Origin of the sequence: Pseudomonas sp. CAM1A (assembly GCF_047501685.1) — a bacterium.
Classification (GTDB): domain Bacteria; phylum Pseudomonadota; class Gammaproteobacteria; order Pseudomonadales; family Pseudomonadaceae; genus Aquipseudomonas.
In genome coordinates, this window is the sequence record NZ_JBFNXP010000015.1 from 45,029 (window position 1) to 62,569 (window position 17,541).

Consider the following 17,541-nt stretch of genomic DNA (forward strand, 5'->3'; position numbering starts at 1 on the left):
CGGCGCCAGCGATCTCAGCGGCTGCAGATCAACCCGACCTGCAGGCTGTTCTGCTCGAACAGGTCCCAATACCCCGGCGGATGCGCCTTCTTGCGGATGCCGCTGATCAGCGGGGCGATCCAGCGCACGTTGTGCAGGCCCACGTCATGGGCGGCCTGCTCGTAGACAGCCTTGTGCCAGCGATAGTAGGTGAAGTCCGCCGGCGGCGTGCTCATGAACTGTCCCTTGCAGCGCAAGCCGCCTTCGACCGGCTGTTCGTCCAGTACACGGATGCCGTACTCGGTGAAGTTGCCACGGGCCAGGTCGAAGTCCGGGTTGGCGGTATAGGCAATCAATCGACCGGACGGCTTGAGGTTGAGGGCGACGCTTTCGAACATGCGCCGCAGCTCCTCGACGCTGCCGGCGTAATTGAACAACCATGCCGCAGTGACTTTGTCGAATTGGCCGATCTGGCCCATCTGCGCCACGTCGCGCACTTCGTAGGCAATGCCGTCATTGGCCTGGCGCGCCTGGTAGATCATGCTCGGCGAGATGTCCACGCCATGCACCCGCGCCGCGCCCCAGTCCTTCAGGCGGCGGCTGAAGAAGCCATGGCCGCAGGCCAGGTCGAGGATCTCCTCGCCGATCACTTCGCCGGCCATGTAGCGAAAGGTGTCGACCTCGACCCCGCGCTGGCTGGCGTGGCTGGTGAAGTCTTCGAACTGCTCGCTGATGCGTTCGTAGACTTCCTTGGATTCCTTCATGGGCACTCCTTGCGTTCAGAGGTGAGGCGCAGCGCCAATGGCAGGGCCAGCAGCGGTGCGCAGGCAAATACGGCGAACAGCCACAGCGCCGCCCGGCGTGCGCCCTCCACGCCACCGGGCTCGACCAGCCCGGCGCTGTTGGCCACCAGGCCGGCCAGGGCAGCGGCCAGCGCGGTGGCATACAGCTGCACGGTGGTGATCGAGGCCGAAGCGAGGTTTTCCTCGCCGGGGCGTGCCGCCTGCAGCACGCGGGTAAGCAAGTGCGGCCAGCCCAGGCCGATGCCCAGGCCTACGCCGGCCAGGGCCAGGGCAAACGCGGCCAGGCCCGGCGCGCTGGCGACCCACGCCAAGGCGGGTGTCAGCAGTGCCAGGGCCAGCAGCGCCAGGGCCACCAGCAGCGGGCCGCATCGAATCTGCCAGGCACCGCCATCGCGGTCACGCCCGGCACTGGCCAGTGCGCCGACCGTCCAGCCAGCGGCCATCACGGCTGTCAGGTAGCCCGCGGCCAGGGGGCCGAAGCCATGGATGCGCTGCAGGAAGTAGGGCACGTAGATCTCGGTGGTGATGGCTGCGACCAGCAGGCACATCATCGCGAACAGTGCGCCCATCGGTTGCCTGAGGCTGTAGGCGCCCGTAGGCAGCAGGTGGTGGCGGGCGCGGGGATCAAGGCGGGCGATCAGCGCGGCGATGGCCAGGCCCGCGACGATCCCGCCCAGGTTGACCCACAGTGAGTCAGCCAGGCTGGCCGCGCAGATCGCCAGCACCGAGGCCACCAGGCAGGCGATCAGGCCATAGGCCGGGCGTGCGCCATTGTCGTCCAGCGCCTGGCGCGCCGGCAGGCGCAGGCAGACGATCAGCGCCAGGGCAGCGGCCACCGGCAGCAGCGACCAGAATGCCCAGCGCCAGTGCCCGCCCTCGGCGAACACGCCGCCCACGGCCGGGCCGCACAGTGTGGCCACACCCCACATCGCCGAGACCAGGGCCATGGCGCGGGGCCACAGGCGGCTCTCGAACACCAGGTGGATCAGCGCATAGCTCAGGGCGAACAGGATGCCGCCGCCCAGCCCCTGCACGCTGCGCCCGACCAGCAGCAGCGGCATGCTGGTGGCCATTGCGCACACTGCCGAACCGAGGCTGAACACCAGCAGCGCCAGCAGGTAGGCGACCCGTGGCCCGCCGCGGGCCAGCAGGCGGGTGGAAAGGGTGGAGCCGATGATCGAGGCCACCACGAACAAGGTGGTGTTCCAGGCATAAAAGGCCAACCCGCCGATTTCGTCGATCACCGTGGGCAGCAGCGTGGTGACGATATAGACATTGACGGCGTGCAGGGCGACCCCGCCGGCCAGGGCGATCGAGCGCAGCGCATTGCCGCCGCTGAGCAGTTCGCTCCAGCGTGCGGGGGGCTGTTCGGGGATGGCGGTCATGAAGGCTCCTTGCGTGATCCTGCGCTGGGAGTCTAGGAGCCGGAAAATCATTATTCAAGAAGTTGCTTGTGTAATTTGGCCGCAGAGGATTTGTTAGGATCGTGCTCTTTTATCTTGTTCCAGGAGCTTCCCCCATGATCATCAGCACCACCAGCCAGCTCGAAGGCCGCCCCGTTGCCGAGTACCTCGGTGTGGTCAGCGCCGAATCGGTGCAGGGGATCAACTTCGTGCGCGATTTCTTCGCACGCTTTCGCGATTTCTTCGGTGGCCGTTCGCAGACCCTGGAAAGCGCGCTGAAGTTGGCCCGAGAGCAGGCCACCGAGGAGCTTGTGGCGCGGGCACGGCAGTTGCAGGCCGATGCAGTGGTAGGCGTGGACTTCGAGATCAGCATGCCGTCGGTGCAGGGCGGCATGGTCGTGGTGTTCGCCACCGGTACGGCGGTGCGGTTGAAGTAAGGCCAGTTGCCACTGGTCGGGCAAGGAGTTTTTGTCCGGCTGGTCTGCAAATGACCGGCTAGTCTCACTTCTGACGGGCCGCTGCTTCACTAGGCAGGTGCATTGCCTGCCGGCACGGTCGCCATTGGAGGGAGTCAGGGCATGAGCGAATCTTTTTTTGAAGACCTGAACGATGCGTTTCCGATCAACAGCCAGGTGCGCTGCGGGCAAGCGGCTTTGCGCCTGGGTTTTGCCAACATGACCCTGGACGAGTCGGAGCAACTGCAGCCGGCGCACCTGCAACGGGCCAAGAAGGGGCGGTTCACACCGCGTGTCCCGTCGAAAAAGTGAAACAGCACATCAGCGGGGCAAGCCCGTTTCTACAGGCAAGCAAGGTCTGTGGGGGCGGGCTTGCCCCGCGATCATGTTTGTCCGATCACTGCAAAACCGCCCAACGGCACGCATTTCCCGTCATTTCTTGATCCCGCTCATGGTATCGGCGCGTCCCCCTCGCCGCCGGCTCGAGGCTGTGCTTTTCTTGCGCGGCATTTCAGACACGGAGTATCGACTTCAATGCGAATCAGGGAAGAGACGTACTGGCAATGGGCCGATGCGCAGTTGCACAGCCGCAGCCATGACGAGGAGTTGAGCGACGGCACCAGCTTCGATGTGCAGGTGCGCCTGTCCAGGGTTGGTGCCACGCAGCTGTTTCTCGGGCTGTACGCCCGCGGCGGCAAGGCGTTGCTGGAGGAGTACTACCCCTCGCGCCCGGGTGAAACCATGACCCGCGCCCTGGTGTGGGGTGTGGACCGCGCCCGCGCCCTGGCCACAGGTGCCTTGCCGTTGCCCGAAGCCATGCCGCGCAGGCGCCAGGCATGAAAAAGCCCGGCCTTTGTCGGGCCGGGCTCAAGAAACGGTGTACTGATCGCAGGATCAGTTCAGCGTGTCGATCACCTTGATTGCCTGCCGCTCACGGGCGGTCGGCCATTCTTGTTGCAGGGTCTCGAGCACGCGACCGACGAAGGAGGTGTCGGCGGCGGCCTTCTTGCCGACGTAGCCCTGGCCACGGCGGTAGACCTTGAAACGGGCGCGCATGCTGGGCATGTGCGATTCGAATTCGTCCTCGATCGTGTTCGGCGGCAGGCGGTCCAGGCGGACCTCGCCGGACTGGCTGACCCACAGCAGGTGGTCGTCGAGGCTGTCCTTGCGCGCGGCGAACAGCTGGGCCAGTTGGTCGATGGTTGGATTGTTGTTCAAGTTCATCATAAAGCCCCCATTACTCACATTCGTCGGTGAAGTTCGGCTGAAGTTCACATTTGGCGCCACACCATGTAGCGCGCTAACCAAGGCTGCTACAGCAGCTTCGCAACAGGGGCTTTCTCACGCTGCCTTCTGGGCAGTTTCCCTCTCCACGGACGGCCTGCGTTACCGCGCAGGCCGTCTGGAACACCCTTGCCACCGCTCCCGATCAGGGAGACGGCCTCATCATGCACAAGGCGCGGGAAGGGCGTCAATCGTTTTGTAGTGATTATTTTTAGTCACTACATCTTGTCGGACAATCCTGCCGATTCTTTCACGCCAGCCCGTTGTCGCCGTGCTCGAGGTAGCCGGGGCGTTGCCGCAACCGCTGGTGATAGGCCTCCAGCGCCGGCAGTCGCGGGTGCTCCAGCGGCGTGCGCCGCCAGCGGTTGAGGGACAGGCCGATGGCCACGTCGGCGAGGCTGAACGCGTCGCCGGCGACATAGGCGCCGGTGGCCTGCAGGCGCGCTTCGAGCAGGTGCATCCTGGCCGTCCACTGGGCGCTGCTGGCGGCCAGCAGCGCGGGATCCTGATGTGTCGGTGCCTGGCGCACCAGCGACAGGAACGGGTAGCGCCAGGCGTCGTTGAGGTCGGTGGCCTGCCAGTCCAGCCACTGGTCCACCGCGGCGCGGGCGCGCGGGGCGCTGGGGTAGAGCGCCTCGCCGCCGTACTGGTTGACCAGATAGCGCAGGATGGTATTGGACTCCCACAGCACAAAGTCGCCATCGACGATCACCGGCACCATGGCGTTGGGGTTCAGCGCCAGGAACTCGGGTGTATCGGTGGCGCGAAAGCCGCTACCCCAGTCTTCGCGCTGGAACGGCAGGTTCAGTTCGGCGCAGGTCCACAGCACCTTGCGCACGTTGATCGACGAGGCCTTGCCCAGGATCTTCAGCACGTCACGGCTCCAGGCTGGAAAGGATGCGTTGCGCGGCGCGCACGCGTTCTTCGTTGGGGTAGTTGCGGTTGGCCAGCAGCACGATACCCATCTGCCTGGACGGCACGAACGCCACATAGGCACCGAAGCCGCCGGTGGCGCCGGTCTTGTTGTACCAGGCGGCAGGGTCGGCGGGCAGCGGCGGGTTCAGGGCCTGGATCGGGTTTTCCCCGCGGATGATCTTGGCTCCGTTGTATTCCAGCAGGGTGTCGAGGGTGGCCGGGTAGGGGTAGCGCTCCCAGCCCAGGCCCTGGGTCATCGCGCCGACCTGGAAGTAACCGGACTGGGTGATGGCGATGGCCTTGCGCATGGCCGGGTCGAGCGTGTCCGGCTGCAGTTGCAGTTGAACATAGCGCAGCAGGTCGCTGGCGCTGGTCTTGATGCCGTAGGCCTGCTCGGCATAGGGGCCCGGGTTGACCCGCACCGGGTTGTCCTTGGCGTCGTAGCCTTGCGCGTAGAGCCCGCGGGCGCTGGCCGGCACCTCCAGGTAGGTGTGCTTGAGTCCCAGGCGGGGCAGCACCTGTTGGGTCATCAGTTCGGCGAACGGCCGTTGCTGGGCGCGGGCTGCCAGGTCACCGAACAGGCCCAGGCTGGGGTTCGAGTAGCAGCGGTGAGTGCCAGGTGCGAAGCGGCGCTGCCAGTGCTGGAACCAGGTCAGGGTCTGGTCTGGTGTCTGTACCTCATCGGGGAACTGCAAGGGCAGGCAGTCGCCGCTGTAGGCACCCAGTTCCAGCACGCTGGCCTTGCCGATCGACGCCTTGGCCAGGGCCGGCTGGTAGTGGCTGGCCGGGGCCTGCAGGTCGAGTTTGCCTTCGGCGCTGGCCAGGGCGGCGAGGGTGGCGGTGTAGGTCTTGCTCACCGAGCCGACCTCGAACAGCGTATCGCGGGTCACGGCCTGGCCGCTGGTCTTGTCGGCCAGGCCATAGTTGAAGTAGTGCGCCTGGCCATTGGCATACACCGCCACGGCCATGCCGGCGATGCCGTGCTCGCGCATCAGAGGCTGGATGACGCCATCGACGCTGTGCTGCAGGTCGCCGGCCAACAGTGGTGGCGCGGTCAGCGTCAGGGCAGTGGCCAGCAGCAGGTGTGGGGGACGTTTCATGGTGCAAGGTTCCTTTTCGTGATTCAGCCGCCGGGTTGTCCGTTGGGCGACACTGACGGGAGTTCCGGCGTTAGCGGCATAAAGGCCGAGACCTTATCGTCCAGGCTTGCACAAAGACAAGACGGAACCTGTGATGAGATATCTGCGCATGCTGTTCGACAACTTCACCCTGGCCCTGCTCGGGGTGGTGTTCATCGCCACCGTGCTGCCGTGTTCCGGCGACGGCGCGGTGTTGTTCGGCTGGCTGACCAACCTGGCCATCGGCCTGCTGTTCTTCCTGCACGGCGCCAAGCTGTCGCGTGAGGCGATCATCGCCGGTGCCGGCCACTGGCGCCTGCACCTGCTGGTGTTCTCCTGCACCTTCGTGCTGTTCCCGTTGCTGGGGCTGGCGTTCAAGCCGCTGTTCGTGCCGCTGGTGGGCAACGAGCTGTACCTGGGCGTGCTCTACCTGTGCGCCTTGCCGGCCACGGTGCAGTCGGCCATCGCCTTTACCTCGCTGGCCCGTGGCAATGTGCCGGCGGCGATCTGCAGCGCGGCGGCCTCGAGCCTGCTGGGCATCTTCCTCACGCCGCTGCTGGTGATGCTGCTGCTGGGCGCCTCGGGCGATACCGGCTCCGGGCTGGACGCGGTGCTGAAGATCACCCTGCAGTTGCTGGTGCCTTTCGTTGCCGGGCAGATCGCCCGCCGCTGGATCGGTGCCTGGGTCAAGCGCAATGCACGCTGGCTGAAACTGGTGGACCAGGGCTCGATCCTGCTGGTGGTGTACACCGCCTTCAGCGAGGCGGTGGTGACCGGGTTGTGGCACACGGTGTCGGCGCAGCACCTGGCAGGCCTGTTCGCCGTGTGCGGGATCCTGCTGGCGGTGGTGCTGCTCGGCACGCGGCTGCTCGGGCGACTGCTGGGCTTCAATGTCGAGGACCGCATCACCATCCTCTTCGCGGGCTCCAAGAAGAGCCTGGCGACCGGCGTGCCCATGGCCCAGGTGCTGTTCGTCGGCGGTGGCATCGGGGCGATGATCCTGCCGTTGATGCTGTTCCACCAGATCCAGCTGATGGTCTGCGCGGTGCTGGCCCAGCGTTATGCGGCGCGGGTCGAGGAGGGCGGGCAGGCAACGGCGGCTTCCTGAAACGGAGGCCTTGCCGCAGGCCCGCGCCAGCAACCTACCAGGCCAGCGGCCGGTCGAAGCCTTTCCAGCACAACCAGCGTCGCACCTCGCCATGCGCCCCCGTGCCGATCTGCCACTGCGGTCGGCCACGGTCCAGGGCGATCTGCGAAATGAACCCGGCATGGCTGGCCGCCACCAGGGTGCGGCCGTCGGCGCTGATGTCCATGGCGCTGATGGTCGAACCAAGATAGTGCTGCCAGTGCTCGTGGCCGTCCTCGCCGAAGGCGCGCAGGTAGCCATGGGCGTCACCGACGATGTATTCGCCGTTACGGGCCACCCCGGCGTAGACCCTTGCGCCGCCCTGCAACAGTGGCGTGCGCGGGTCCTTGCTGTAGAAACCGGTATCCAGCCCCGGCAGGTCGGCCACCCGCACGCCGACGGTGCCGCCCTGATAGAAATGGCAGGCATTGAGGATCAGCTGGTCGCCCCGCCGGTTGAACAGCGCGAAGTGCGGGTACTCGCTGGCCGGGCCGACCTCTGCGAGGCGCCTGAACTGCTCGTCGAGCACCAGGTGACGACCGCATTGTTCGCCCAGGGCGACCAGCCTGCCGTCCGGTGACAGCGCGGCATGTGCCATGGTCAGGCCCAGGGCGATGTCGTCCGGGTCGGTGCCCTGGCGCAGTTCTTCGAGAATGTCGTCCTCGCGTGGCAGCAGACGTGTGGCGCCGGTGGCGGCAAGCACGAAGATGCCGTCGCTGCTGACCAGCAGCACCCGCTGGCCATCGGGGAAGGGCAGCAGCGCGGTGGGCGTCGGCGGCAGGTCGAAGGGGTCGAACGGGTAACCCGCCGGCAACCCCTCCAGGCCATGGGGCCAGGCCAGCCGGGCCACCTGCGGGCCGCCCCAGCCATCGGTCACGCGTACCCCCTCGGCGTTGGCCAGGGCGTAGTAGCGCCGCCCTGGGCAGCGCCCGAAGTGCTCGACACCGATTACCGGGGTGACGCCTTGGCCATCGAGGCGCAGCACCTGGCCGCGCTCGAACGGCATGCCGATGCGCACCAGCAGGCTGCCGTCGTCGAGCAGCAGCAGGTTGCCGATGCCCTGGGCCTGCTCGTCGAGCAATGGCAGCAGCGGCAGGTGCGCCGGGGGCCAGGCTTCGCGAAACAGCTGGCGTTGCTGCTCGTCGGTGCCCGGGCGGTTGATGGCCAGCAGCGCCGCCTGCCAGGCCTCGAGCAGGTGCTCGGTGGCCGGCGCCTGTGGTTCCTCCAGATCGTCCCAGCCTTGCGCGTGGCCCTGCGCGACATAGCGATTGATGGCCTCGGCATAGGCGATGACCGCCTCGCGCCATTGCTGCTGGGGGTGCTGCTTGTCCATGGGCGGATCGAACTCCTTGTTCCGCAGGGTAGGTAGTGTGCGACAAAAAGGTGCACGCAGGCGCGCATGGTACTCCGTCCGCACCCGCGGTTGTGAGGCCCCGCCTTGATGCGTACCATGCCGGACATCCTTCCAATAAAAAACGTGCGTCACCGGCCTGGCATCTGGGCAGGCGATGCGCGTCCTGTTGCCTTGTCCGCGGAGAAAAACGTCTTCACATGAATGGTCCCGTCCCCACCTCCATGCCTCCCACCGCCGGCAGCGGCAGTTGGCTGAGCGTCATCGCCCTGGCGCTGGCGGCGTTCATCTTCAATACCACCGAGTTCGTCCCGGTGGCGCTGCTCAGCGATATCGGCCGCAGCTTCGAGATGAGCACCGCGCAGGTCGGTCTGATGCTGACCATCTATGCCTGGGTGGTGGCGCTGGCCTCGCTGCCGATGATGCTGGTGACCCGCAACATCGAGCGCCGCCGCCTGCTGCTGCTGGTGTTCCTGGTGTTCATCGTCAGCCACCTGGCGTCGTGGCTGTCGCAGAGCTTCGCCATGCTGCTGGTCAGCCGCATCGGCATTGCCCTGGCGCATGCCGTGTTCTGGGCCATCACCGCGTCGCTGGCGGTGCGCGTGGCGCCGCCCGGCCAGCAGGCCAAGGCGCTGGGCCTGCTGGCCACCGGCACCACCCTGGCGATGGTCATGGGCATCCCGCTGGGGCGGGTGGTGGGTGAGGCGCTGGGCTGGCGCATCACCTTCCTGTGTATCGCCGGGGTGGCGCTGGCGACCATGCTCTGCCTGATGAAGTCGCTGCCGCTGCTGCCAAGCCAGAACTCCGGTTCGCTGCGCAGCCTGCCGGTGCTGTTCAAGCGTCCGGCGCTGGTGATCACCTACATGCTGGTGACCCTGGTGATCACCGCGCAGTTCACCGCCTACAGCTACATCGAGCCCTTCGCCCTGCACGTGGCGCGGATCAGTGGCGAACACACCACGTTGCTGCTGTTGCTGTACGGCGGTGCCGGCGTATTCGGCTCGGTGCTGTTCAGCCGCTACAGCGAGCGCTTCCCCCATGGCTTCCTGGTGGGCGCCATCGGCGCCCTGGCCGCGTGCCTGCTGTTGCTGTTGCCGCTGTCGGGCAATTTCCAGGTGTTCGCCGCCCTGAACATGGTCTGGGGTGTGGCGATCCTGAGCTTCAGCCTGGCCTTGCAGTCCAAGACCCTCAAGCTTGCCTCGGATGCCACCGACGTGGCCATGGCGCTGTTCTCCGGTATCTACAACATCGGAATCGGCGGCGGTGCGTTGCTTGGCAGCATTGTCAGCAGCCAGGTGGGCGTGGCGCATATCGGCCTGGTGGGGGGCGGTGTGGCGGTTGTCGGCCTGGTGCTGGCGCTGGCCAGTACCCAGCGCTTTCGCGAAGCCCTTGGGCGCGTGCCTGGGCAGGCGTGAGCATGTCTAGCGCAGCGCTCGATGCCGCGCTGTCCCATTACCTGCCCCCGGTAACGCCGGGGCACTGACCCGCATCAACGCTCCCTCGATCATGCGCCCCTGTAATAGGGGCGCTTGTGTATCGGCAAGGCTGCCTCTAATATCCAAGCGTTTTCTTGTGTAATTGCCTGGCGTCCCGCCCAGGCCATCAATACGGACGTTGATATGGATTTGCACACCTCCCTGTGGCTGTTCCAGGCCATCCAGGCCGTGGGCCTGGCGTTGTGGCTGAGCATCGCGGTATTGAACAACCTGCAGGCTTTCGCCAGCTCCGTCGGCGCCATTGGCGCCACCTTGGCCATGGCGCCATTGCGCCAGCCGCCGGCCATCGAATTCCCCTTGCTGCGCAGGGCCTGCCATTCGGCGGGCCTGGCCCGCGCCGCGCTGCTGGTGATCCTGCTGCTGCAGATCGTCGCCAGCCTGGCGGCCTGGGTCGGCACCTATGGGTTGATCGTCGTGCAGGATCCGCTCATGGCCCGCACCTGGTTGAACCTGGCGCTTGGCGCCTTCCTTGCCTTCACCTTCGCCATGCTGCTCGGGGGCCTGTGGTTCGGCTACTGGATACGCCAGGAAGGCCTGCAGCTCACCCACCTGGTGCTGGTGCTGTGGGCGACCCTGGCGTTCTTCCTGTTCAACCTGGATTGGGCCTGAGGCGAGGACGCGCAATGAATAGCAAGGCAATACTTGGCAGTGCCCTGGTGCTGGCCCTGGTCACCGCTGGTGGCCTGGCCTGGCGCCACACCGGGCAGGCCCAGGCCACGGCAGCCGCGCCGCGGCACCTGGTCAAGGTGGCCCTGGCCACGGTACAGAAAGCACCCCAGAAACGCGCCTTCGCCGGTGTCGGCGAGCTGGAGGCGGTGCACCAGGTGCTGGTGTCGGCCGAGATCGGCGGGCGGGTGACGGCGATCAACTTCAGCTCCGGCCAGCAGGTGCGCAAGGGKGATGTGCTGGTCACCCTCAATGATGCCCCGGAGCAGGCCGAGCGCCTGCGTCTGAAGGCCCAGCTGGACAATGCACGGACCAACTACCGGCGGGTCAAGGACCTGCTGCGCGAGAACGCCGCCACCCAGGAGCAACTGGACAACGCCCTGGCGGCCCGCGACATGGCCCAGGGCGAGCTGGCCCGTACCGAGGCGGTGATCGCCCAGAAGGCGGTGCGCGCACCCTTCGACGGGCGCCTGGGCATCCGCCGGGTGAACCAGGGCCAGTACCTCAATGTCGGCGACCCGGTGGTCAGCCTGATCGACACTCGCAGCCTGTACGTCAACTTCTCCCTCGAGGAGCAGCTCAGCGCCCAGCTGCGCACCGGTCAGGCGGTCGAGGTGCGCCTGGATGCGTTCCCCGATACGGCTTTCACCGCGCATATCACTGCCATCGACCCGTTGATCGGCCGTTCGCGCACGGTGCAGGTGCAGGCCACCCTGGCCAAGCCCGATGCGCGCCTGTCGGCCGGCATGTATGCCAGCGTGCAGGTAGCCAGCCCCGATGACGGCCAGGTGCTGACCGTGCCGGAAACCGCCGTGGCCTACACCGCATACGGCGACACGGTGTTTGTCGCCCGCCACGATGCCGCCGCCGATGCCCTGGTGGTACAGCGTGTGGCAGTGCGTACCAGTGAGCGCCAGGCCGGCCGGGTGGTGATCGAGCAGGGCTTGCGCGAGGACGACCAGGTCGTGGTGTCCGGGCAGTTGCGCCTGAGCGACGGCGCCGCCGTGCAAGCCACCGAAGACACCCTGCAGGCCCCGGCCAGCGGCGCCTGACCCCAGCGAGAAAACGTCATGACATTCACCGACCTGTTCGTGCGCCGGCCTGTGCTGGCGCTGGTGGTCAGCACCTTGATCCTGCTGCTGGGGTTGCTGTCGCTGCTGCAGTTGCCGATCCGCCAGTACCCCTTGCTGGAAAGCTCGACCATCACCGTGACCACCGAGTACCCCGGCGCCCCCGCCGAGCTGATGCAGGGTTTCGTCACCCAGCCGATCGCCCAGGCGGTGTCATCGGTGGAGGGCATCGACTACCTGTCATCCTCGTCGGTGCAGGGCCGTAGCCTGGTGACCGTGCGCATGGAGCTGAACCGCGACTCGACCCAGGCTCTCACCGAGGTGATGGCCAAGGTCAACCAGGTGCGCTTCCGCCTGCCGGAGCGGGCCTACGATCCGGTGATCGAGCGCTCGGCCGGCGAGTCCACGGCGGTGGCCTACATCGGCTTCGCCAGCGCGAGCCTGCCGATCCCGGCCATGACCGACTACCTCACCCGGGTGGTCGAGCCGCTGCTCAGCACTATCGAGGGCGTGGCCAAGGTCCAGGTGTTCGGCGGCCAGACCCTGTCCATGCGTCTGTGGATCGACCCGGCGCGCCTGGCCGCCCGGGGCCTGACCGCGGCCGACGTGGCCGAGGCGGTGCGCCGCAACAACTACCAGGCGGCGCCGGGCAAGGTGAAAGGCCAGTACGTGATCGCCAATATCCGCGTCGACACCGACCTGACCTCGGTCGGCGACTTCCGCGAGCTGGTGATCCGCAACGACGGCAACGGCCTGGTGCGCATCCGCGACATCGGCACCGTCGAGCTGGGTGCGGCTTCGGCCGAGACCAGCGCCAGTATGGACGGCGTGCCAGCGGTGCACCTGGGGCTGTTCGCCACCCCGGGCGGCAACCCGCTGGTGATCGTCGACGGCATCCGCCAGTTGCTGCCGCAGATTCGCCAGACCCTGCCGCCGGACGTCAAGGCCGAGCTTGCCTTCGAGACGGCGCGCTTCATTCAGGCCTCCATCGACGAGGTCACCAAGACCTTGCTCGAGGCCCTGGCAATCGTCGTGGTGGTGATCTACCTGTGCCTGGGCTCGCTGCGCACGGTGCTGATCCCGGTGGTGACCATCCCGCTGTCGATGCTCGGGGCCGCGGCGCTGATGCTGGCGTTCGGCTTCAGCGTCAACCTGCTCACTTTGCTGGCCATGGTGCTGGCGGTGGGGCTGGTGGTGGACGATGCCATTGTCGTGGTGGAGAACGTCCACCGCCATATCGAGGAAGGGCGTACTCCGGTGGCGGCGGCGTTGATCGGTGCCCGCGAGGTAGCTGGGCCGGTGATCGCCATGACCATCACCCTGGCGGCGGTGTACGCGCCGATCGGCATGATGGGCGGCTTGACCGGCGCACTGTTCCGCGAGTTCGCCCTGACCCTGGCCGGCGCGGTGGTGGTTTCCGGCGTGGTGGCCCTGACCCTGTCGCCGGTGATGAGCTCGTTCCTGCTCGACGCCCGCCAGTCCGAGGGGCGCATGGCCCATGCGGCCAACCGTTTCTTCGACTGGCTGGCCGAGCGCTACGCCCATGTGCTGGGCTTCTCGCTGAAACACCGCTGGATCAGCGTCGGTTTCGCCTTGCTGGTGCTGGTCAGCCTGCCGCTGCTGTACGCCTTGCCGCAGCGCGAGCTGGCGCCGACCGAAGATCAGGCCGGCTTGCTCACTGCGATCAAGGCGCCACAGCACGCCAACCTGGCCTATGTGGAACGCTTCGCCGACAAGCTCGACGCGGTCTACCGGACCCTGCCGGAAACCGTCAGCACCTGGATCATCAATGGCAGCGACGGCATCGCCTCGGGCATCGGCGGCATCAACCTGCAACCGTGGCGCGAGCGCGAACGCAATGCCTCGCAGATCCAGCTCGACCTGCAGGCGGCGGTCAACGATGTCGAGGGCACCAGTATCTTCGCCTTCCAGCTGCCCGCGCTGCCGGGCTCCACCGGCGGCCTGCCGGTGCAGATGGTGCTGCGCAGCTCGCAGGACTACCGGGTGCTGTTCGACACCATGGAGCAGGTCAAGGCCAAGGCGCGGCAGAGTGGCCTGTTCGCCGTGGTCGACAGCGACCTGGACTACAACAACCCGGTGGTACAGGTGCGCGTCGACCGGGCCAAGGCCAACAGCATGGGTATCCGCATGCAGGACATCGGCGAGTCGCTGGCGGTGCTGGTGGGCGAGAACTACCTCAACCGTTTCGGCCTCGACGGCCGCTCCTACGACGTCATCGCGCAGAGCCCACGCGACCAGCGCCTGACCCCGCAGGCCCTGACCCGGCAATACGTGCGCAGCGAGGAGGGCAGGCTGGTGCCGCTGTCCACCGTGGTGCAGGTCAGCGAGCAGGTCGAGCCCAACCGTCTGACCCAGTTCAACCAGCAGAACGCGGCGACCTTCCAGGGTATTCCGGCAGCCGGCGTCACCCTGGGTGACACTGTGGCCTTCCTCGAGCAGGTCGCCGCCGAATTGCCGGCGGGCTTCAGCATCGACTGGCAGTCCGACGCGCGCCAGTACCAGCAGGAAGGCAATGCCCTGATGCTGGCCTTCCTCGCCGCAGTGGTGGTGATCTACCTGGTGCTGGCGGCGCAGTACGAGAGCCTGGTCGATCCGCTGATCATCCTGATCACCGTGCCGCTGTCGATCAGCGGCGCGCTGCTGCCGCTGGCGCTGGGGGTGGCCACGGTGAACATCTACACGCAGATCGGCCTGGTGACGCTGATCGGCCTGATCAGCAAGCACGGCATCCTCATGGTCGAGTTCGCCAATACCTTGCAGGCCGAACAGCACCTGGACCGGCGCACGGCCATCGGCAAGGCGGCGCAGATCCGCCTGCGGCCGATCCTGATGACCACGGCGGCCATGGTGGTGGGGCTGATCCCGCTGTTGTTCGCCTCGGGCGCCGGCGCCGCCAGCCGCTTCGGGCTCGGTGTGGTGATCGTCACCGGGATGCTGGTCGGCACCTTGTTCACCCTGTTCGTGCTGCCGACCATCTACAGCCTGCTGGCCCGTGACCATGCCAGCACGGCGCGTTCGGCGCGGGCCCGCTCGTTGGCCGAAACCCTGGAGAGCCAGCCATGAAGCCGGTATTCGTCGTATCCCTGATGGCCCTGGCCTTGTCGGCCTGCAGCGTCGGCCCCGACTACCGCAAGCCCGAAGCCTCTGCCAGTGGCCTGCACAGCCCGCAGCGCGCCGCCTTCGCCGCCCGTGGCGAGATGCCGGAGCAGTGGTGGCGGTTCTTCGACGATCCGCAACTGGTGCGCCTGGTCGACCAGGCCCTGGCCAACAACCACGATATCCGCCAGGCCCATGCCAATCTGCTGGCGGCGCGGGCGCTGTTCGACGACCGCAGCCTCGACCGCTACCCCTGGGTTACCGCCCGCGCCGGCTACAACCAGAGCCTGGAGCAGCAGCAACCGGCCGATGGCAGCGACCCACGGCGCATGCGCACCGAGCAGTACCGCGCCGGATTCGACGTGCAGTGGGAGATCGACCTGTTCGGCCGCTTGCAGCGCCTGACCGATGCCGCCGAGGCCCGTGCCGACGCGGCAGCGGCGGACCTGCGCCAGGTGCGGCTGAGCATCGCCGCCGAAGTAGCGCGCAACTACTACCTCAAGCTCGGCCTCAAGCGCAGCCTTGTGGTGGCCGAGGATCAGGTCGAGGCCTGGCGCGAGACCCTGCAGCTAACCAGCGCCCAGGTGCGCGCTGGCAGTGGCCAGTACGAAGACCAGCAGAACGCCCATGCCAACCTGCTGCTCAGCGAGGCGGCGGTACCGCCGTTGCAGGCGGCCATCGAGCAGGCCAGCTACCGCCTCGACGTGTTGACCGGGCAGGTGCCGGGCAGTCAGGAGCAGGGCGCCGCACCGTTCCTGCCACCGCTGGCCCGCCAGTTGCCGCTGGGCGACGTCGATGCGCTGATTGGCCAGCGACCTGATGTGGTCAGTGCCGAGCGTGAGCTGGCGGCCAGCACCGAGGATGTCGGCGCGGCCACTGCCGAGCTGTACCCGCGCCTGGACCTGGGCGGCTTCATTGGTTTCTTCGCCTTGCGCAGCGGCGACCTGGGCAGTGCGGCCCGCGCTTATGAGTTGGCGCCGATGGTCACCTGGCCGGCCCTGCGCCTGGGCAATGCCCGCGCCCGCCTGCGGGTGCGCGAGGCGCTGGCCGAGGGCAGCCAGGCGCGCTACCAGCAGGCGGTGCTGCTGGCCCGCGAGGAAGTGGAGAACGCCGTCACGCAACTGGTGCGCAACCAGGCGCGGCTGCAAAGCCTGGTGGCCTCCGCCGGGCACGGCAGCGAGGCCATCGACATCGCCAACAAGCGTTATCGGCGCGGCGCCGGCACCTACCTGGCGGTGCTCGAGAACCAGCGCGCGCTGTTCTCGATCAAGCGCGAGGTGGCGGAGGCGGAGACGGCTTCGTACCTGGATGCGATTGCGCTGTACAAGGCCCTGGGCTGGGGGAGCGGGGCGATGTAGCCTGTGGTGCCTGATGCTCTGTGACAGCGCGGCTGGTAATAGTTGGCAAGACCTCGCCGAGTGGCCTAATTTTCCCCGCGCGCCTTTCGTTTTCATGGAAGCCGCCCTGCGCCCGGCGCGTTCGGCCCTCATCATTCAAGGAGACAGGCAATGACTTCCGTTTTCGACCGCGACGATATCCAGTTCCAGGTAGTGGTCAACCACGAAGAGCAGTATTCCATCTGGCCCGACTACAAGGCGATCCCCAACGGCTGGCGCGCGGTGGGCAAGAGCGGCCTGAAGAAGGACTGCCTGGCCTACATCGACGAAGTCTGGACCGACATGCGCCCGCTGAGCCTGCGCCAGAAGATGGCCGAAGTCGCGGCGCAGTAAGGCGGTGTCGACTCTGAACCTGCTGTGCCTGCCGTATTCCGGTGCCAGTGCGATGGTCTACAGCCGCTGGCGGCGCAAGCTGCCGGCCTGGCTGCAGGTGCGCCCGGTGGAGCTGCCCGGGCGTGGTGCGCGCATGGCTGACCCGCTGCACACCGACTTGCGGGCCCTGGCCCGGCAGTTGGCTCATGAGCAGCGCGCCGTCACCCATGCGCCATACGCGGTGCTCGGGCACAGCCTGGGGGCGCTGGTCGCCTTCGAGCTGGCCCATGAGTTGCGTGCACTCGGCTGCCCGCCGCCTGTGGCGTTGTTCGCCTGCGGCACCGCGGCGCCGACCCGGCGCGAGGATTACGCCGGTGGCAAATGGACCGAGCCGCGTGGCGATGCCGAGTTGATCGCCGAGCTGCGCAAGCTGGGTGGCACTTCCGAGGAAGTGCTGGCCAACGAAGAGCTCATGAGCCTGGCCTTGCCGATCGTGCAGGCGGATTTCCTGCTTTGCGGCCGCTATGCGTACGAGCAGCGCCAGCCGCTGCAATGTCCTTTGCATGTATTCGCCGGCGAGAACGATCGTGCCAATGACGAACAATTGCAGGCCTGGGGGCGGGAGACGGTTGGCGAGTATTCGCTGGCGAAGTTTCCGGGCGGGCATTTCTTTATACATGAGCATGAAGATCGTGTGCTTGATGTACTGTGCAGGACGTTGGAGCCATTGCGGCTTTGTGCGTGATAAACGGGGCGGTTTTTAGAATTCGCCTTACAGTTTGATTGTTCTGCAGTGGCCTCATGCCTGACTCCCGGTGAGAGGCCTGACTGCATATAAGAACTTCTAACTCCCAATCCAAAACTTATTTTCTTGCTCTTGCTCTTGCTCTTGCTCTGCTTTTGCTTCTAAGTGCGCGATAGTTCAGGCGACACAAATTGCGACTTCAGGAGGCCGAACGGAGGTCTTGCGGAGGGAGGTGACGGGCATGGATGCCCGTCAAGCGCTGCGCCCCAGGATGGGGCGTTCAGCGCGGTCCTCCCGGGAGCAA

Annotated in this window: 17 protein-coding genes; 11 read left to right on the top strand and 6 right to left on the bottom strand. The window is 66.7% G+C overall.

Features of this window, described 5'->3' with window-relative positions:
- Positions 1–14: 14 nt before the first annotated feature.
- Together ABZO33_RS24660 and ABZO33_RS24665 are read right to left on the bottom strand one after the other, a co-directional pair.
- Positions 15–743: a class I SAM-dependent methyltransferase gene (locus ABZO33_RS24660; protein WP_414538177.1), complete on the bottom strand. Its 729-nt coding sequence runs from the start codon at positions 741–743 to the stop codon at positions 15–17.
- Positions 740–2,167 carry an MFS transporter gene (locus ABZO33_RS24665; RefSeq protein WP_414538178.1) on the bottom strand — a complete coding sequence of 476 codons (1,428 nt, stop codon included), beginning with the start codon at positions 2,165–2,167 and terminating at the stop codon, positions 740–742. Before ABZO33_RS24665 ends, ABZO33_RS24660 begins: the two co-directional genes overlap by 4 nt.
- Positions 2,168–2,301: 134 nt before the next feature.
- Here ABZO33_RS24665 and ABZO33_RS24670 point away from each other — a divergent pair, with 134 nt between their 5' ends.
- From ABZO33_RS24670 to ABZO33_RS24680, 3 genes are all read left to right on the top strand, one after another.
- Positions 2,302–2,622: a YbjQ family protein gene (locus ABZO33_RS24670; protein WP_023632483.1), complete on the top strand. Its 321-nt coding sequence runs from the start codon at positions 2,302–2,304 to the stop codon at positions 2,620–2,622.
- Between the two features lie 141 nt (positions 2,623–2,763).
- On the top strand, positions 2,764–2,952 hold the full coding sequence (locus ABZO33_RS24675) for a hypothetical protein (protein WP_023632482.1): 189 nt from the start codon (positions 2,764–2,766) through the stop codon (positions 2,950–2,952).
- Between the two features lie 222 nt (positions 2,953–3,174).
- A complete protein-coding gene (locus tag ABZO33_RS24680; protein WP_414538179.1) occupies positions 3,175–3,480 on the top strand; it encodes a hypothetical protein in 306 nt (101 codons plus the stop codon).
- A gap of 54 nt (positions 3,481–3,534) precedes the next feature.
- Here ABZO33_RS24680 and ABZO33_RS24685 read toward each other — a convergent pair whose 3' ends face one another.
- The 3 genes from ABZO33_RS24685 to ampC form a co-directional block, all read right to left on the bottom strand.
- Positions 3,535–3,867 (bottom strand): hypothetical protein, encoded by a 333-nt coding sequence (locus ABZO33_RS24685; protein ID WP_414538180.1) that lies wholly within the window; start codon positions 3,865–3,867, stop codon positions 3,535–3,537.
- A 307-nt stretch (positions 3,868–4,174) separates the two neighbouring features.
- Positions 4,175–4,798, bottom strand: a complete 624-nt coding sequence (locus tag ABZO33_RS24690; protein WP_414538181.1) for a glutathione S-transferase family protein — start codon at positions 4,796–4,798, stop codon at positions 4,175–4,177.
- Position 4,799: 1 nt separating this feature from the next.
- Positions 4,800–5,939, bottom strand: coding sequence for a class C beta-lactamase (gene ampC / locus ABZO33_RS24695; protein ID WP_414538183.1), 1,140 nt, complete (start codon positions 5,937–5,939; stop codon positions 4,800–4,802).
- A 133-nt stretch (positions 5,940–6,072) separates the two neighbouring features.
- Between ampC and ABZO33_RS24700 the strand changes: the two genes are divergently transcribed.
- Complete coding sequence (locus tag ABZO33_RS24700; RefSeq protein ID WP_414538184.1) at positions 6,073–7,065, top strand: bile acid:sodium symporter family protein; 993 nt, start codon at positions 6,073–6,075, stop codon at positions 7,063–7,065.
- Positions 7,066–7,099: 34 nt separating this feature from the next.
- On the opposite strand, the gene ABZO33_RS24705 is transcribed toward ABZO33_RS24700, so the two are convergent.
- Complete coding sequence (locus ABZO33_RS24705; RefSeq protein ID WP_414538185.1) at positions 7,100–8,416, bottom strand: hypothetical protein; 1,317 nt, start codon at positions 8,414–8,416, stop codon at positions 7,100–7,102.
- Positions 8,417–8,634: 218 nt separating this feature from the next.
- Here ABZO33_RS24705 and ABZO33_RS24710 point away from each other — a divergent pair, with 218 nt between their 5' ends.
- From ABZO33_RS24710 to ABZO33_RS24740, 7 genes are all read left to right on the top strand, one after another.
- Positions 8,635–9,849, top strand: coding sequence for a sugar transporter (locus ABZO33_RS24710; RefSeq protein ID WP_414538186.1), 1,215 nt, complete (start codon positions 8,635–8,637; stop codon positions 9,847–9,849).
- Positions 9,850–10,053: 204 nt separating this feature from the next.
- Positions 10,054–10,539, top strand: a complete 486-nt coding sequence (locus ABZO33_RS24715) for a DUF2165 family protein (RefSeq protein ID WP_046855214.1) — start codon at positions 10,054–10,056, stop codon at positions 10,537–10,539.
- Between the two features lie 14 nt (positions 10,540–10,553).
- Positions 10,554–11,648, top strand: coding sequence for an efflux RND transporter periplasmic adaptor subunit (locus ABZO33_RS24720; protein ID WP_414538187.1), 1,095 nt, complete (start codon positions 10,554–10,556; stop codon positions 11,646–11,648).
- A gap of 18 nt (positions 11,649–11,666) precedes the next feature.
- A complete protein-coding gene (locus ABZO33_RS24725; protein WP_414538188.1) occupies positions 11,667–14,750 on the top strand; it encodes a MexW/MexI family multidrug efflux RND transporter permease subunit in 3,084 nt (1,027 codons plus the stop codon).
- Complete coding sequence (locus tag ABZO33_RS24730) at positions 14,747–16,141, top strand: efflux transporter outer membrane subunit (RefSeq protein ID WP_414538189.1); 1,395 nt, start codon at positions 14,747–14,749, stop codon at positions 16,139–16,141. The genes ABZO33_RS24725 and ABZO33_RS24730 overlap by 4 nt, the downstream gene beginning before the upstream one ends.
- A 150-nt stretch (positions 16,142–16,291) precedes the next feature.
- The gene (locus ABZO33_RS24735) at positions 16,292–16,513 is read left to right on the top strand and encodes an MbtH family protein (RefSeq protein ID WP_023632740.1); all 222 of its coding nucleotides are present in this window, start codon (positions 16,292–16,294) and stop codon (positions 16,511–16,513) included.
- A 4-nt stretch (positions 16,514–16,517) separates the two neighbouring features.
- The gene (locus tag ABZO33_RS24740; protein ID WP_414538190.1) at positions 16,518–17,237 is read left to right on the top strand and encodes a thioesterase II family protein; all 720 of its coding nucleotides are present in this window, start codon (positions 16,518–16,520) and stop codon (positions 17,235–17,237) included.
- Positions 17,238–17,541 lie beyond the last annotated feature (304 nt).

Coding starts and splice junctions, on each gene's coding strand:
- ABZO33_RS24675 (WP_023632482.1), top strand. CDS start 2,764: ATGAGCGAATCTTTTTTTGAAGACCTGAACGATGCGTTTCCGATCAAC.
- ABZO33_RS24685 (WP_414538180.1), bottom strand. CDS start 3,867: ATGATGAACTTGAACAACAATCCAACCATCGACCAACTGGCCCAGCTG.
- ABZO33_RS24710 (WP_414538186.1), top strand. CDS start 8,635: ATGAATGGTCCCGTCCCCACCTCCATGCCTCCCACCGCCGGCAGCGGC.
- ABZO33_RS24730 (WP_414538189.1), top strand. CDS start 14,747: ATGAAGCCGGTATTCGTCGTATCCCTGATGGCCCTGGCCTTGTCGGCC.
- ABZO33_RS24715 (WP_046855214.1), top strand. CDS start 10,054: ATGGATTTGCACACCTCCCTGTGGCTGTTCCAGGCCATCCAGGCCGTG.
- ABZO33_RS24735 (WP_023632740.1), top strand. CDS start 16,292: ATGACTTCCGTTTTCGACCGCGACGATATCCAGTTCCAGGTAGTGGTC.
- ABZO33_RS24670 (WP_023632483.1), top strand. CDS start 2,302: ATGATCATCAGCACCACCAGCCAGCTCGAAGGCCGCCCCGTTGCCGAG.
- ABZO33_RS24700 (WP_414538184.1), top strand. CDS start 6,073: ATGAGATATCTGCGCATGCTGTTCGACAACTTCACCCTGGCCCTGCTC.
- ABZO33_RS24660 (WP_414538177.1), bottom strand. CDS start 743: ATGAAGGAATCCAAGGAAGTCTACGAACGCATCAGCGAGCAGTTCGAA.
- ABZO33_RS24680 (WP_414538179.1), top strand. CDS start 3,175: ATGCGAATCAGGGAAGAGACGTACTGGCAATGGGCCGATGCGCAGTTG.
- ampC (WP_414538183.1), bottom strand. CDS start 5,939: ATGAAACGTCCCCCACACCTGCTGCTGGCCACTGCCCTGACGCTGACC.
- ABZO33_RS24705 (WP_414538185.1), bottom strand. CDS start 8,416: ATGGACAAGCAGCACCCCCAGCAGCAATGGCGCGAGGCGGTCATCGCC.
- ABZO33_RS24665 (WP_414538178.1), bottom strand. CDS start 2,167: ATGACCGCCATCCCCGAACAGCCCCCCGCACGCTGGAGCGAACTGCTC.
- ABZO33_RS24725 (WP_414538188.1), top strand. CDS start 11,667: ATGACATTCACCGACCTGTTCGTGCGCCGGCCTGTGCTGGCGCTGGTG.